The following is a 13,337-nucleotide window of genomic DNA, read 5'->3' on the forward strand; positions in this document are numbered from 1 at the left end:
GGGAAGGGCTTGCGCTCTGATTCATCGGAGAAGGATTTTGTTTCATGCGGATATTTAGGACTATAGTCGGTGGCATCTGCTATGCAATGGCTGCTCTCTGTCTATGGCTGAGTTTCGCCGTGGATGCCCGCACCTATGACGCGGTTGATGTTGGGGCGACTAATCCTCCATCTTTGGGCAACATTCTTGGGGCTACTGTGATGGCCATACTTGCAGTGATTTTCTCGGGTGGGGCAAGTGTAATTATCTGGAAAAAATGGGCTCTTGTTTCTGGGTGTGCTGGCTGTGTGTTGGCGATTGTCAGAATTATGTATGTTTGGTTGACCGCCTGACGTCTCGAGTTTGTTTCCTCTGTAGCGTTGAAGCAGATGGAGAGTGCATTCAAGGAGTTCTGGTGTAATCGCGCTCTGTTTACCGTAGACTTACCGCAACTCGGCATCCAACCCCTCCCACTGCCCCGCCGACAAGCTCTCCGCCGAGACCGGCCCCTTGGACCGCAACGCCTCAGCGCCGCCCTCCCGCCAGGCCTTACGCCAGTGCGTCACCGGCCGCCCGTGCATCCGTAACCAGGCGGCCACCGCCCTGGTCGATTCTCCGGCCTCGAACCACTCGGCCGCCTGCAGCCGTACACGCTCCCGCCGCTCCTGCTCAGCGGGCGTGTACTCACCCCTCTGCCCATACCGCAGCCCACGGTCGTACCGCACCCGAAGCGATCCGTGACGACGCTAAGACACTACGCATTCAAGCTGTGTGTAGCTGGGGTTCGTCGGCGGGGTGGCTGCGGTAGTGGTCGGTGGCGGCGGCGATGTTGGTCCAGCCGATGAGGCGAGCCAGGCCGATGGCCAGGTTGCGGAGGGTGGCCATGATTCGGGGTGCGGTGCCGGTGCGGATTTTGGAGGTGTCGTCGCGGTAGGTGACGTCGCGAATGTGGTGCAGGGCTTCGATGCTCCAGTGTCCGCGGATCAGCCCGGCGAGCTGTGCGTGTGTGATCCGTCCCGGTGGGAGGCTGGTGACGGCGTAGATGGTCACGATGATGGTCTTGCCGGTCTTGTGGTCGGTGCGGCGGCGTTTGACCTGGATGGCCTGGGCGAGCTCATCCAGACCCTTGCTCGGCAGCACAACATCCCTGCGTTCGCTCTGCCACTACGAGGCGACCAGGTCATCATCTCGATCTGCATCGGCCTTCTGGTCCACACCGACGGGACCCGGCTCTGGTGGCTCGTCCCCAACGCCTGTGAGCGCCCCACGCCGCTCTGAACGTACGCCGTCACTGTCCAGGCCGCAGCGGAACGGCTCGCCGCCCGCTACCACGAACTGGGTAGTCGCCCCTTGGCCGAATTGCCACCCGCCACTGGCAGGGAGATATGGCGTGGAGCCGCCTACCTCGCCCCCAACCCGCGCCCATAGACGCTGGCAGGCCCCGTCGTCGGGCACACGGATGCCCCCGTGGTGCCCGCATGCCTGACGGGGGCTACCAGCGCACCCATTCACAGCCACTGATACTGAACGGTACGTGCTCATGGCGTTCACGCTCGGCTTCCTCAAGCGCTTCCGTAGGCCTTTCCGCAAGTCAGATGCTGTGCCCAAGTACCTCTGCCATCCGCCGACGTGGTCTCCGAGTGGCCTGATGGCGAGCCCTGTGCATGTCGAGCAGGCCCTGCACTGGGACCTGCCTGATGATTCAGTCATCATCGGGCAGGCTCGCGATCTGGTTCGCGACACCCTCACCTCGTGGAATCTGCACGACCTGATCGACGACATCACTCTGGTCATCAGCGAGTTGGTCACCAACGCGCTGATCCACGGAGCCCCTCCGATCAGGCTGTACTTGGGCCTAACCCCCGAGGCGCTGACCGGGCACGTCTATGACCAGGGTGCTGGACGACCTCGATGTCTCATGGTCCGACACGACTCAGACCACGGCCGCGGCCTGTCGATCGTGGCTGCTCTCACGGACGAATGGCAGTACGAACCGGTCCCCTGCGGTATGGGGAAGACCATCTGGTTCAGCCGCAGTCTGGAACCGCATTCCCGTCACCAACCTCTACGTAAGAGTCTGGTAGCAGAAGAGGACGTGCCCGAGGGACCGTAAACCGTACGATCCCGACGCCGCCATCCTGTATTTGCCGTCCTCCTTGGCGTAGGAGGTGCTCTCCAGGCCCGTAGGGGTGAACGGCACGGGCGGTGTGAACGGACACGAGTTCCCCCAGGTAGACGGCCATGACGATCCAGATCCATGGCCACGCGACCTTCCGGCAGACGGGCACCACGCGTCCCGGCGGACGGCCATCGAATGAGCACCTCGTGGCCTTCGAAGGGCTTCAAGCTGAGGCCGTCACGATCGCTGACCTCGGCACTCGCCGTAGGGCCACGGCGATCAGGGCCGCAAGGTCCTCCTCGCCACGTCTCCGGCATCGGGCACACAGCTCTGCGCAGCTTGGTGGAACCTGCGGGCTACGCCCTCGTCCGCAGCGCCTGACTCCCGGTGCCCTCATCACAGCCCGATCGTTGACATAATCACAGTGCCGGGCCGACACGCGATGGTGTTTCAGATGCTGGTGACCGTTCCCAGGTCAGGAGCCCCCGGGTTTCGGGCGTTTCCAGGTCGTCAGTTGCCGGTTACCGCCGCCCAGCCGCCAAGATCAGCCTTCAAGTCGACACTCCCTCGCTCGGGCTTTTCGTTCGAGACCAGTTGAGGGCGACGGCCCCTGCGCCGGCCGCGAAGAGTGTTGCGGCGAGGAGCATGGTGCCGCCGGTTCCGAAGGTCCCGGCGAGGGCGGCGAGGGCGGCGGCGCAGAGGATTTCGCCGGTGTACTCGGCCTGCGCCAGGAAGGAATGGGTGGTGGCCCGGATGTCGCTGGTGGTGCGACGGTTGACCCAGATGGTGGTGACGGTCCGCACCAGGGGCATGGCGATGCCGTTCGTGGTGATCACGGCGGCGACCGCGAGGGGGAGGCTCGACGCCGAGCCGAGGAGGACGAGGCTGACCAGCCCGGTAAGACAGGAAAGGGCCAGGGAGGTGCGGGCGCCGCCATCGGAGTCGAGTCGGCGCTGGGCGGCGGCGAGGGCGAGGGCCGCAGTGGCGTAGACGGCCAGGTTGATCGCGGTGAACCAGGCCATGCCGGAGGCGCCTGGGGGGAGGCCGAGGTCGGCGAGGTGTACCGGGTAGATCCGGCCGAACGTGTCGGCCGCGCCGTTCACCAGGACGGTGACGACGACCAGCATGGGGATGGTGCGATCGGTGACCGCCAGGTGTGCGCCTCGGCGGGCGATACCGAGGGCGGCCTTGAGGTGGTCCTTGCGGACGCGGACGAAGTTCTTCTCGGGGAAGGCCCCGGTGAACCACGCCCCCAGCAGGAGCATCAGGACGCCCGCGCAGACGATGGCTGTCGGGCGGTCCACGATGGCCGCGAAGACGCCGAACGCGACGATCCCTGCCCCTGCGCCGATCATCTGCCATCGGGCCTGAGCGGCGATCAGGAGGTGTATGCGGTCGGGCCGGTCAATCTCGTCGGTCGCCCAGGCAATGTCCGATCCGCTGGTGAAGGTCCAGGAGATGCCCCACAGCATCTGGGCCAGCATCAGCGGGACGAAGCTGGGGAACAGGCCGGTGACCGCCATGGCGGTGGCCATCAGGACGTGCGACGCGACGATCGCCTTCTTGCGGCCGAGGGTGTCGGCCACAACCCCGGCCGGGACCTCGAAGAGGATGCTCGCCACCCCCTGCGCGGCGGCGATGAGCAGCAGCTGCGCAGGGGACAGGCCCGCATCGATAGCCATATAGAGGCTGGTGACGAGCCACCAGCCGTTGTGTAGCACTGCCCGCAGGAAGTTCCAGACCAGGAAGCGGCGGGCGAGGACGCGGGGTCCGGGGTGCGGGTGCTCGTGAGAGGCGTCAGGTCCTGCGGGCGTCGGCGGGTTCGAACGGCTCATGGCTCCTCGTGTGCAGGTCGGCGGTGGCTTCTGGGCACACGAGTCCGCGCATGATTCGTTCCGTCCCTCTCACTGGATCGCATACGACTGTTCGTCGAGATACTGCTGAGGTCGGCGGCGTGCTGTCAACGCAAATTGGCGCAGTCCGACTCGCGCTCGGCCGCCATCGTGCCCGATTGCTGTCCGCCTACCTGGACCGCCTACGTCCGCCTACCGGGAGGCACCTGGCCATCTACCAGGCATGATGTGTCCGCTTACCAAGATTTCCACATGACCGCTGACAGGCGGGCGGCGGCGACTTCGTCGCCCCCGCGCTCCTCACATCCGTGGGACATGTTGGTATGGCCGTGCCAATGAAGAGCAGTCCATGCGCTCATAATGCGCTTTCGGGCGAGATCGCCCTGGACGGTAAGCCGATCGCGTCTGGGCCCGTCGAGGAGGCCAGGCGCGCGTGACGTCGATGGTGAAGGGCGCAGTCGATGCGGTCGCCGGTCGCATCCGCCCAGCGTGGTCAACCGACGGACGATTCCCGGATGTTGTCCGTCGCTTGCGAGGAAGTCGAGATCCCCTGGGCGGATCAGCCCTAACCCGGGCAGGGCGCCGGCCAAAGCCCGCTCCACCGCCCTCCGTGGTGCTGACCGGCCGTGGCGGTCAGATGGTGAAGAGGCGGAGTTTGACGCCGATGGAGTCGGCGAGGTGGGTCAGGTCGTCGGGGTCGCTGGTGATCAGGGAGGCTTGGTGCTGGACGGCGGTGGCGACGACGATCGCGTCGGCTACGTCGGAGGTTCCTGCGGCCCCGCAGGCGAGGCCAGCGGCGCGACCGGTGCGCTGGTCGCTGGGGAGAATGTCGCAGCCCTTGAGCACCCTTGAGATCTGGTGTTGCGGTCCGCCTCTCCAGGTTTGGGCGAGGACGACGACAGGCACGATGGGGCGGATGTGTGCGGCGGTGAGCTTGTCGTGCGGGGCGAGGAAGTCCGGGTTGCGGCGCTCGGCGGCCAGCAGGGTGCCGGTGTCATAGACGATCATGCGCACTACCCGATCGCCGATCACGGCTCGTCGTCCAGCAGTCCGGCCTTCATGATGAACTGGCGGGCGCGCTGCCTCGACTCCTCGGGGAGTTTGCCGTGCTCGCTCTCGTACTCCGCCACCAGTTCGCGCGCAGCGGCGCGGCCCTGGGTCACGTGTCACGCACGGTAGGAAGACGTTCCTACCGTTTTCGCGAGCAGGTTCGGGCGTGGGCTGTGCAAGCTGATAGATCTGGACCGCCGTCTACCAGGATCTCGCGCCATGCTGACCGATCGTGCGCCGATCACCTGTCCGCCCGGCTGAGTCATCACGCCCGCCACCGCTACCTGTGCATCGACCGGACCTGGCCCTGGGCACAAGCCTTCGTCCTGACCTGGCGGCGCCTCACCGACCTGCCCGCTCTCACCTGAGAGCCGGTCCCCACCACAACGATCCAGAAAGGAGCCTCACCGGGCCTGTGGAAGCCGGCGCCCCGCAGCGTCACGCGATGGCCCGCCCCAACCGCATCGGGGACATTACGGGCAAACCGCGGAGAGACTCAGAGAACAAAGCCCACTGAAGAATCGAGGCTAACCTTGGTATGCTCCGAAAATGGAAGCGGATGATCGATCTGCTGTAGCGCGAATCATGGCTCTTCTTGGTCTGGTAGGCGAAGTGGAATGGGCGCGAATTGCAGTTGGGCCAACGCTTGACGGAAAACCGCGTCCGCCGTTGCTGGTGTGGCGGTTCAAGCAAGGGGACGAGCCTCTTGAAGAACGGTTCGCTCTCGCGGTAAACGCCTTCCGCGGAAGGGTCGGCTGGCTGTTGGAGCAGACTGATCGCAACTGGGTTCTAATCCCAAGAGAACTGTCGGAGACGCTTGGTCGCGGAGGCTGGCGGACCGACTCGGAAGCCATCCTGTACTTTGCGGAAAGCCGCCCAGATTATTCTCGGGATTCAATGGAAGATCTCGAAGATATTATCTTGTGCATCGAACATGCGCTGGAGTGATTCCCTGCGGCGTGAATATCGCGTTGAGGCGATGGCGGCAGTGCCCAGGTTGAATTCGTAGATCCGGTTACACGATCGTTGATCCGTGAGGCGCTGAAAGTGAAGGATGTTCATGGCAGGCGCGACAGAACTTCAGGTCAACAGCTTTGACGAGCTCCGCTACCTTGATCTTAAGGCATTTCCGTTCGCGGTGGACTTCACTGTCGAGCTGACTGGCGAGGGAGTGGAGTCATCGATTCGCTTTCTCGCCCCAGGGCTTAATATTACTGTCCGGTTTCCGTGGTGGGGAAATGTAAAGGCAGAAATCAGCGAATGGTCGCTGGCTGATATTCCAATCGGATCGATTGAGTCGCCCTATTAGGACATGGATCAAGGTTGGCATATTTTGATCTGGCAATCCGATGAACTTGTCTATGTCGCGCAAGGAGGGGCGGTGGACGGTGAGTACGATCAATGGTTCTCATTGCCGGCCACGCTCTACCGATCTGAGTGGAACCAGGTAATTCAGCTCGCGTCATCTGCCGGACAATGAGGTGATCTCGTGCGCCCAGAAGAGCAGGAGCTGAAGCTCTGACGTAGCGGCTGACCGGTCGCGCGCCGATCAGCCGGTGATCGGCGCGTTCACGGTCAGTACCTCCTCGCCCGCAGGTCCGTTCAGCCGGATTGAGAGCTCCCAGACACCGGTCATCGGGAAGAACTCGCCCTCGGCGACGAAGTGGCTGGGTTCCGGCTTCCGGGCGGTGATCTCCGGCATGGCATGCCCCATGGTGGGCATCACCGCGGACAGGGCCGCGCTGTTCGCGTCACCTGAAGTCAGCCGCACGTCCACGACGACGCGTCCCGTCGTCGGTCGGTCGATTGAGACGGTGGCGGCGTAGTGCGTTCCCCTGGCGGTCACCTGGAGCGGGTCGGGGGCCGAGTTTCTTCCGACGATGAGGAACGTCACCACTGCCACCGCTAGAACGGCGACGGCCACCGCAGCCCGCTTCACTGCGCGGCTCCCGATGCCGTGACGTTGATGGTGAAAGGCGCGGTCACGATGTGGTCGCCGGTCGCGTACTGCGCCCAGGCGAGGTAGCGGCCAGCCGACGGGAAGCTGAAGGTGAAGCGGAGCCGGGGGCCGGGCGTACCCATCTCGTGTACGTGGCCGAGGAAAGTGCCGTCCTGGCTGCGGACGATCAGGTGGCCGGTCATGCCCAGCCAGGGGCGTGGGGTGCCGGACGTATTGAGTTCGATCGTCGTTGGGCGGCCCGCGACGGGAGCGGCGGGCTGCATGAGCGGCGTGACGGTCTCAACGGGCGTCTCCGCCCTAACAGAAGTGTCGCCGCTGATGCTGAACTCGCCGGTGATGAGTTGCCCGCCGGAATCCTCGCGCTCCAGTTCGGCGTACGCCAGATACCGGCCCGGCCGGTCGGCTCGCATCTTGACCTCCAGCCGGCCCGGTGCCGTGCGCAGCGGATGTATATGGCGGAAATAGCGCCCGTCCTCGCTTGTGACGATCATGTGGGCGAGGGCCTCATGGTGCAGGACGAGGTCGTCCACGGGCCTGCCGGTGGAGCCGTCGACCAGGTCGAGCCGTAACGTGAACTCCTCTCCGGCGGCCGGGCGGGCCGGGAGCGTCGCCATCCGGCCCTGCGCGAACGGGCGGCCGCCGGTCTGCGCCCCCGACGCCGCCCCAGCTCCCGCACCCGCTCCCACCGTCGGCGCCACCGTGGGTGGGGCGCCGTCGGGTGGGGCGGCGGGGAGTAGTGGCTCGAAGATGACGACCATGGCGGCGACCGTCAAACCGATCGCGGCGCCGCCGGTCAGCAGCATCGCCTGATTGCGGCGGGCCAGTGCCCCGGTGAGCAGGCCGCCGATCATCAGCAGGGCCGCCACCAGCAGGCCGCCGTAGATCAGTAGCTCTATCGCCGACCCGCGGTCCACCAGGACGCGGAACGGCACCACGGCGGTCTCGTTCCCCGCCCGTAGCGTGAGCTCGTGCGGGCCCGTCCGGTCCACCGTGAGCTGCGTGTACTGAGGCTCGTACGCGGCCCGCGCCACGCCCGTCACCGTACGGCCGTCCGCGACCGAGCGCAGTTCCAGGGCGACCGGCAGGTCGGTCACCGGCTGGAAGGCGATGACACCGACCTGCAAAGGCCCGGGCACCCGCTTCGTACCCTTGATCACGATGGTGAGCTCCGTGCCCGCGATCGTCTGGGCGATCCGCAGATCCGCTCCGACCGTGACATTGTGCGCGGCGGCCGGAGCGGCGCCCGCCAGCATCAGTACGGCGGCCAGACAGAGGACCCGGAGGACTCGGATCATGCCCGGTCGGCGTCGGCCGCGCTGGGCGGAACCGGCTCGGCGTCGGCCGTGCTGGGCGGAACCGGCTCCGCGTCGGCCGCGCTGGGCCGAACAGGCTCGGCAGTGACCGCGTTGGGCAGGAACAGCGCCCCGAGCGCGAGCCCAACCAGTCCGGCCACGACCGGCGCGCCGGTCCACAACTCGGTGACAGTGGGCAGCCCGCCGCCCGCCACCGACGCCGCCCCGATGTACAGCGACCAGGTGAGGAAGCCCGACAACCCGGCGAACGCCCAGTAAGCGCCCCGTCGCTCGCCCGAGGGCTTCAGCCAGAGGATCAGCAGGTCGCTCACGAGGCCCGCAGCCACGAACGTCAGCAGCACCGGCAGGTTCCCGAACGCGGTCTGCGCGCCCGACATCAGGATGCCCACCGCGTGCAGGATGGTCACGCTGCCGAACGGCAAACGCCAGCGACGCGCCAGCAACAGTACGGGGGCGAGCGTGACGACGTTGCTGATGACCATGCCGCTGGCCAGCCGGTCGGCGCCCTGGTCGTGCATGTCGGAGAAGGCCCTGACAATGCCCTGCGGGCCCCACTGGAGGGCGTCGGCGTACCCCAGGAACAGCGTCACCAGCGTGGTGGCGAACGCGAGCCCGATCAGCGCGGGGAGCATCCGGCCGAGCGAAGGGCGCGGGCCCAGGTCGGGGGCGTTCCATACGGAGCGGAGCGGTGTGGTGATGATGAGGAGCATTGTCACGATCAGCCCGAGGTGCGAGGGGCTGAACAGGATGTTGATGGTGGTCTCGATGCCGAGGAAGGTGTGCCACATCATGTCCAGGAGCCCGAAGACGGCGAACCCGGGAATCGCGAGCAGCCCGGCCAGGTAGCCGGTGGGCACCGCCGCGACCCCCTGGCGGCCGGTCTGGACGTTGCGCCATACCTGCCAGATGATCCAGCCGGAGACCACGGCGAACCCCGAATAGAACGCCGCATGCCAAGGCGTGAAGAACGTCTCCAGCTGCGTCAGGTTCGAGTGCGCCCAGGCGTCGATCATCAAGCCGATGCCGAACCAGACGCCCAGCAGCGCGGTGACCAGGTCCGTTCTGGGTGACACCCACCCGCGCTGCTCTCCCGAGTCCGCGAGTAATCGCCGTATCCCAGTGTTGGTCACTGCCATGTCGAGACTCCCTTCTCCTAGATCGAATAGATCGGGTAGCTCGAATCCTGGCAGACGGAGCTGGGAGATGAGTGCCCGGGTGATGATCTTCACTAAGGTCGATCGTCATCGTCACGCATGGTTGCGCACTTCGTACGAGGCCATGCCAAGCCGTGTGAAGATCGGGGTTGACAACGATGTCATGCGCGGCACTTGATAGTTCTATGTCCGCACCGCTGCTGGAAGCCCGCGGGATCGTCAAGAGTTACGGCCACGTGGAGGCGCTGCGCGGCGCGGACTTCGCGCTGCTGCCCGGCGAGGTCGTCGCGCTGGTCGGCGACAACGGCGCCGGAAAGTCGACGCTGGTCAACATCCTTTCGGGCGCCGAAGGGCCGGACGCCGGTGAGATCGTCGTGGATGGCGAGCCGGTGGAGTTCGGGTCGGTGGAGGAGGCCAGGGATGCCGGGATCGAGACGGTCTATCAGGATCTCGCGCTGTGTGCTGATCTGAGCCCGGCAGCCAATTTCTTTCTCGGCAGGGAACTGCTTCATAAGGGTCTGCGCGGTCGGCTTGGGCTGCTCGACAACACGGCCATGCGCGCCCGTACCAGAGAGGCCTGTGAAACGCTCGGGGTGCGGCTCAAGTCGCAGAGCGCGCCTGTTTCCACGTTGTCGGGTGGGCAGAGGCAGGGGGTCGCGGTCGCGCGGGCGGTGACGTGGGCGCGCAGGGTGGTGTTCATGGACGAGCCGACCGCCGCGCTCGGGGTGGTGCAGACGCAGAAGGTGCTCGATCTCATCCGCCGGGTGCGGGACACCGGGGTGGCGGTGGTGCTGGTCAGTCACAACATGCAGGACGTCAAGGCAGTGTCTGATCGGGTTGAGGTGCTGCGGCTCGGGCGGCGGGTGGCCAGGTTCGAGACGGCGCGGGTCTCGATGGAGGATCTGGTCGGCGCCATGACAGGCGCCATCGAACAGGCCGCTGAGCAGGCCACAAGCCAGCCGGAGATTCCCAGGTGAGAGGCTCAAGTGAGCGTAGTTGAAACGCCGCCCGAAGCGAGCGCCCCCGAGAAGACCCGCCTGCGCGACCGCCAAGTCGTCTGGATCGCCGCCGTCCTAGCCGCCCTCCTGATCGTCTTCTCGATCCTGCGCCCCACCAGCTTCGCCACCTCCTTCAACCTCCTCAACCTCGTCAGCGACGCCGCCATCCTGCTCCTCCTCGCCACCGGCATGACCTACGTGATCATCACCGCGGGCATCGACCTCTCCGTCGGCGGTGTGCTGGTGTTCAGCGCGGTCGCGGCCACCAAGCTCATGGACGCCACCGGCTCACTCCTGCTCGGCGCCGCCACCGCCGTACTGACCGGTCTGGCCTGGGGCCTGCTGAACGGCTTTCTGATCGCCAAGGGCCGCATTCCAGCGCTGATCGTGACGCTCGGCACCCTGGGCATGTCGCTCGGCGGCGCGCTGCTGCTGACCGGCGGCGTGGACCTGCGCGCGCCCGGCGACCTCAACCTCGGGCTGGGGCTGGCGCGCTGGCTCGGCGTGCCGCTGATCGCGTGGATCTGCGCCGCGATCACCCTCGTGCTCGGCGTCACGCTGGCGCGCACCCGCTTCGGCCGCCACACGTACGCGATCGGCTCCAACGCCAAGGCGGCCCGCCGTGGCGGCGTGGCCGTGAACAGGCACTTGATCAAGGTGTACGGCCTGGCGGGGCTGCTGGCGGGCCTGGCCGGGTACCTGTCGCTCGCCAAGTACGGGATCACCGGCGTCTCCGCCCACTCCACCGACAACCTGCAGGCCATCGCGGCCGTGGTGATCGGCGGCACGTCGCTGTTCGGCGGCGTGGGGACCGTGGTCGGGACCGTCATCGGGGTGTTCATCCCGGTGGTGCTGCAGAACGGGTTCCAGATTCTCGGGGTGCGGCCGTTCTGGCAGCAGGTGGTGGTGGGCGCCGTGCTCGTCGCCGCCGTCTATGTCGACCAGTGGCAGCGCGGCAGGCGCGACCAGTAAGGAGACAGACATGCGTAAAGCTCTGGCACTCGCGACGCTATTGCTCACCGTCGCGGCCTGTGGTGGTGGTGGGACATCAACCCAGAGTGGGCCCACCAAGATAACGCTCGTCCAGGGGCTGGCCGGCGAGGAGTTCTACGAGACCATGGCCTGTGGCGCCAAGGCCAAGGCCAAGGAGTTGGGTGTGCAGCTCGACGTACAGGGGCCGCAGAAGTTCGACCCGACGTTGCAGACGCCGATCGTCAACTCGGTGATCGCCAGCAAGCCCAACGCCATGCTGATCGCGCCGACCGACGTGAAGGCGCTGATCGCGCCGCTCACCCAGGCCAAGCAGCAGGACATCAAGATCATTCTGGTGGACACGGTGGTCGAGGACCCGAGCATCGGGCTGTCCCGGATCAGTACCGACAACGTCAAGGGCGGCGCCGCCGCCGCGAAGGCGCTGGCCGAGCAGATCGGCGACAAGGGCAAGGCGCTGGTCATCTCCACCGACCCGGGCGTCAGCTCGGTGGACGCCCGGATCAAGGGGTTCGAGCAGGAGATCAAGGCGAGCCACCCGGGGATCTCCTACCTCGGCGTCCAGTACTCGCACAATGACGTCAGCGAAGCCTCCAAGATCGTCAACGCCGCGCTGGCCAAGGACCCGGACCTGGCCGGCATCTTCGCCACCAACCTCAACTCCGCCACCGGCGCGGGCTCCGCGCTCCAGCAGGCGGGCAAGCTGGACAAGGTGAAGATGGTCGGCTTCGACGCCGGTCCCGCACAGGTCAAGCAGCTCCAGGACGGCGTCGTGTCCGCCCTGATCGCCCAGTTGCCCGGCGAGATCGGCGCCAAGGGTGTCGAGCAGGCCGTCGCCGCGGTGAAGGGCCAGCCGGTCACCGCCTCGATCCCGACCGACGCCACGATCGTCACCAAGCAGAACCTGAACACCCCCGAGATCCAGAAGATCCTCTACAAGGCCGGCTGCTGAGGGCGGATAGGCTGACCCGGTGCGGAGTACGAACCGGGCCGAACAGGCAGACCAGCGCAGGGCCGAGCTCCTGGAGGCCACCCGCAAGGTGGTCCTGGAGCGCGGCCTGGCCCACACCCGGATCGCCGACATCGCCAAGTCGGTCAACGTCAGCGGCGGCCTCATCCACTATCACTTCGCCACCAAGGACGAGCTGATCACCGCCATGCTACGGGCCACCCTCGACATCGAGGGCGCCCGCCTGGGGGAGCTGGCGGCCGGCCCCGGCACCGCGGTCGAGCGCTTGGACCGGGTTCTGCGCTATTACATCCCGGAGTCCCGTTCTGACCAGAGCTGGCTGCTGTGGATCGACGCCTGGAACACCGCCCTCCGCGAGCCGGCGGTCAGCGAGATCATGCTGGAGCTCGAGTCGGCGTGGCTGGGGGCCCTCACTCAGGTCCTCGCGGACGGTACGGAGTCGGGCGAGTTCAGCTGCGAAGACCCGGCGGCCTCCGCCGAGCGTATCGACGCCATGCTGGACGGCCTGGTCATCCGCTACACCCTCCACCCGGCGGTCCTGACCCGCTCCCGCCTGCTGGACCACGCGCACACGGCGGCGGCCAGAGAGGCCGGGATCGAGCCTTCGTCGTTCGAGTAGGGAAGGCGCTTTCCCGACGGGCCTTAAAAAAGGGGCTACGCGGGCAGTGCGGCCAGGAGGAAAGCCAGCCGGGCGGCCGCGCCCTCGACGTCGTCCGTCGTGCCGAGCCGATAGCCCCATGAGGTGATGAAACTTCCACTCTCGGAGAGAGTGACGGTTTCGGCCAGGTTCGCGGAGAAGCGATTGCGCACGGACACATAAGCGGGGTCGCTGGAAAGAGCGACGTTCTGAATCGCCAGGTCGGCGTGTCGTCGCGCATACCACGCGAACCGCTCGAGGCTGAGCGCGGTGTCGAGCATCATGCATCACCTCCGCAACGTCTCGCGACAGAA

General features: G+C 66.4%; 16 protein-coding genes. 7 read left to right on the forward strand and 9 right to left on the reverse strand.

Annotation, left to right across the window (positions count from 1 at the left end):
- Positions 1-422: 422 nt before the first annotated feature.
- Positions 423-704 carry a helix-turn-helix domain-containing protein gene (locus tag AB0C30_RS30175; RefSeq protein WP_357950960.1) on the reverse strand — a complete coding sequence of 94 codons (282 nt, stop codon included), beginning with the start codon at positions 702-704 and terminating at the stop codon, positions 423-425.
- Positions 705-741: 37 nt separating this feature from the next.
- Positions 742-1,119 (reverse strand): hypothetical protein, encoded by a 378-nt coding sequence (locus AB0C30_RS30180; protein WP_357950963.1) that lies wholly within the window; start codon positions 1,117-1,119, stop codon positions 742-744.
- Between the two features lie 400 nt (positions 1,120-1,519).
- Between AB0C30_RS30180 and AB0C30_RS30185 the strand changes: the two genes are divergently transcribed.
- On the forward strand, positions 1,520-2,092 hold the full coding sequence (locus AB0C30_RS30185; RefSeq protein WP_357950966.1) for an ATP-binding protein: 573 nt from the start codon (positions 1,520-1,522) through the stop codon (positions 2,090-2,092).
- A gap of 557 nt (positions 2,093-2,649) precedes the next feature.
- On the opposite strand, the gene AB0C30_RS30190 is transcribed toward AB0C30_RS30185, so the two are convergent.
- The 3 genes from AB0C30_RS30190 to AB0C30_RS30200 all read right to left on the reverse strand — a co-directional run bounded on the left by AB0C30_RS30190 (position 2,650) and on the right by AB0C30_RS30200 (position 5,114).
- Positions 2,650-3,933 (reverse strand): MFS transporter, encoded by a 1,284-nt coding sequence (locus AB0C30_RS30190; RefSeq protein WP_357950969.1) that lies wholly within the window; start codon positions 3,931-3,933, stop codon positions 2,650-2,652.
- Positions 3,934-4,584: 651 nt separating this feature from the next.
- The gene (locus tag AB0C30_RS30195; RefSeq protein ID WP_357950971.1) at positions 4,585-4,959 is read right to left on the reverse strand and encodes a PIN domain-containing protein; all 375 of its coding nucleotides are present in this window, start codon (positions 4,957-4,959) and stop codon (positions 4,585-4,587) included.
- 20 nt (positions 4,960-4,979) lie between these two features.
- Positions 4,980-5,114 carry a hypothetical protein gene (locus AB0C30_RS30200; protein WP_357950973.1) on the reverse strand — a complete coding sequence of 45 codons (135 nt, stop codon included), beginning with the start codon at positions 5,112-5,114 and terminating at the stop codon, positions 4,980-4,982.
- Positions 5,115-5,550: 436 nt separating this feature from the next.
- Between AB0C30_RS30200 and AB0C30_RS30205 the strand changes: the two genes are divergently transcribed.
- Entirely contained in the window at positions 5,551-5,949 is a 399-nt protein-coding gene (locus tag AB0C30_RS30205) for a hypothetical protein (protein WP_357950976.1), read from the forward strand.
- Between the two features lie 112 nt (positions 5,950-6,061).
- Entirely contained in the window at positions 6,062-6,310 is a 249-nt protein-coding gene (locus tag AB0C30_RS30210; protein WP_357950978.1) for a hypothetical protein, read from the forward strand.
- Positions 6,311-6,550: 240 nt separating this feature from the next.
- Here AB0C30_RS30210 and AB0C30_RS30215 read toward each other — a convergent pair whose 3' ends face one another.
- Genes AB0C30_RS30215 through AB0C30_RS30225 form a run of 3 tightly spaced genes read right to left on the reverse strand, consistent with a single transcriptional unit; the run spans position 6,551 to position 9,410 of the window.
- Positions 6,551-6,940 (reverse strand): hypothetical protein, encoded by a 390-nt coding sequence (locus AB0C30_RS30215; RefSeq protein ID WP_357950980.1) that lies wholly within the window; start codon positions 6,938-6,940, stop codon positions 6,551-6,553.
- The gene (locus AB0C30_RS30220) at positions 6,937-8,256 is read right to left on the reverse strand and encodes a hypothetical protein (protein ID WP_357950981.1); all 1,320 of its coding nucleotides are present in this window, start codon (positions 8,254-8,256) and stop codon (positions 6,937-6,939) included. Before AB0C30_RS30220 ends, AB0C30_RS30215 begins: the two co-directional genes overlap by 4 nt.
- Positions 8,253-9,410: a hypothetical protein gene (locus tag AB0C30_RS30225; protein WP_357950984.1), complete on the reverse strand. Its 1,158-nt coding sequence runs from the start codon at positions 9,408-9,410 to the stop codon at positions 8,253-8,255. Before AB0C30_RS30225 ends, AB0C30_RS30220 begins: the two co-directional genes overlap by 4 nt.
- A 203-nt stretch (positions 9,411-9,613) precedes the next feature.
- On the opposite strand from AB0C30_RS30225, the gene AB0C30_RS30230 reads away from it, so the two are divergent.
- Genes AB0C30_RS30230 through AB0C30_RS30245 form a run of 4 tightly spaced genes read left to right on the forward strand, consistent with a single transcriptional unit; the run spans position 9,614 to position 13,005 of the window.
- Complete coding sequence (locus tag AB0C30_RS30230) at positions 9,614-10,405, forward strand: ATP-binding cassette domain-containing protein (protein WP_357950986.1); 792 nt, start codon at positions 9,614-9,616, stop codon at positions 10,403-10,405.
- 9 nt (positions 10,406-10,414) lie between these two features.
- Complete coding sequence (locus AB0C30_RS30235; RefSeq protein WP_357950988.1) at positions 10,415-11,398, forward strand: ABC transporter permease; 984 nt, start codon at positions 10,415-10,417, stop codon at positions 11,396-11,398.
- A gap of 10 nt (positions 11,399-11,408) precedes the next feature.
- Positions 11,409-12,368 (forward strand): ABC transporter substrate-binding protein, encoded by a 960-nt coding sequence (locus AB0C30_RS30240; RefSeq protein ID WP_357950990.1) that lies wholly within the window; start codon positions 11,409-11,411, stop codon positions 12,366-12,368.
- Positions 12,369-12,387: 19 nt separating this feature from the next.
- Complete coding sequence (locus AB0C30_RS30245; protein WP_357950992.1) at positions 12,388-13,005, forward strand: TetR/AcrR family transcriptional regulator; 618 nt, start codon at positions 12,388-12,390, stop codon at positions 13,003-13,005.
- Between the two features lie 35 nt (positions 13,006-13,040).
- On the opposite strand, the gene AB0C30_RS30250 is transcribed toward AB0C30_RS30245, so the two are convergent.
- Positions 13,041-13,307: a hypothetical protein gene (locus AB0C30_RS30250; protein ID WP_357950995.1), complete on the reverse strand. Its 267-nt coding sequence runs from the start codon at positions 13,305-13,307 to the stop codon at positions 13,041-13,043.
- Positions 13,308-13,337: the final 30 nt, after the last annotated feature.

It is taken from the genome of Nonomuraea sp. NPDC048901, from assembly GCF_040649695.1.
GTDB lineage: Bacteria > Actinomycetota > Actinomycetes > Streptosporangiales > Streptosporangiaceae > Nonomuraea.

Excerpts from the sequence above, each read along its gene's own strand:
- AB0C30_RS30185 (WP_357950966.1), top strand. The coding sequence starts at position 1,520 with ATGGCGTTCACGCTCGGCTTCCTCAAGCGCTTCCGTAGGCCTTTCCGC.
- AB0C30_RS30190 (WP_357950969.1), bottom strand. The coding sequence starts at position 3,933 with ATGAGCCGTTCGAACCCGCCGACGCCCGCAGGACCTGACGCCTCTCAC.
- AB0C30_RS30195 (WP_357950971.1), bottom strand. The coding sequence starts at position 4,959 with ATGATCGTCTATGACACCGGCACCCTGCTGGCCGCCGAGCGCCGCAAC.
- AB0C30_RS30205 (WP_357950976.1), top strand. The coding sequence starts at position 5,551 with ATGGAAGCGGATGATCGATCTGCTGTAGCGCGAATCATGGCTCTTCTT.
- AB0C30_RS30210 (WP_357950978.1), top strand. The coding sequence starts at position 6,062 with ATGGCAGGCGCGACAGAACTTCAGGTCAACAGCTTTGACGAGCTCCGC.
- AB0C30_RS30220 (WP_357950981.1), bottom strand. The coding sequence starts at position 8,256 with ATGATCCGAGTCCTCCGGGTCCTCTGTCTGGCCGCCGTACTGATGCTG.
- AB0C30_RS30225 (WP_357950984.1), bottom strand. The coding sequence starts at position 9,410 with ATGGCAGTGACCAACACTGGGATACGGCGATTACTCGCGGACTCGGGA.
- AB0C30_RS30230 (WP_357950986.1), top strand. The coding sequence starts at position 9,614 with ATGTCCGCACCGCTGCTGGAAGCCCGCGGGATCGTCAAGAGTTACGGC.
- AB0C30_RS30240 (WP_357950990.1), top strand. The coding sequence starts at position 11,409 with ATGCGTAAAGCTCTGGCACTCGCGACGCTATTGCTCACCGTCGCGGCC.
- AB0C30_RS30250 (WP_357950995.1), bottom strand. The coding sequence starts at position 13,307 with ATGATGCTCGACACCGCGCTCAGCCTCGAGCGGTTCGCGTGGTATGCG.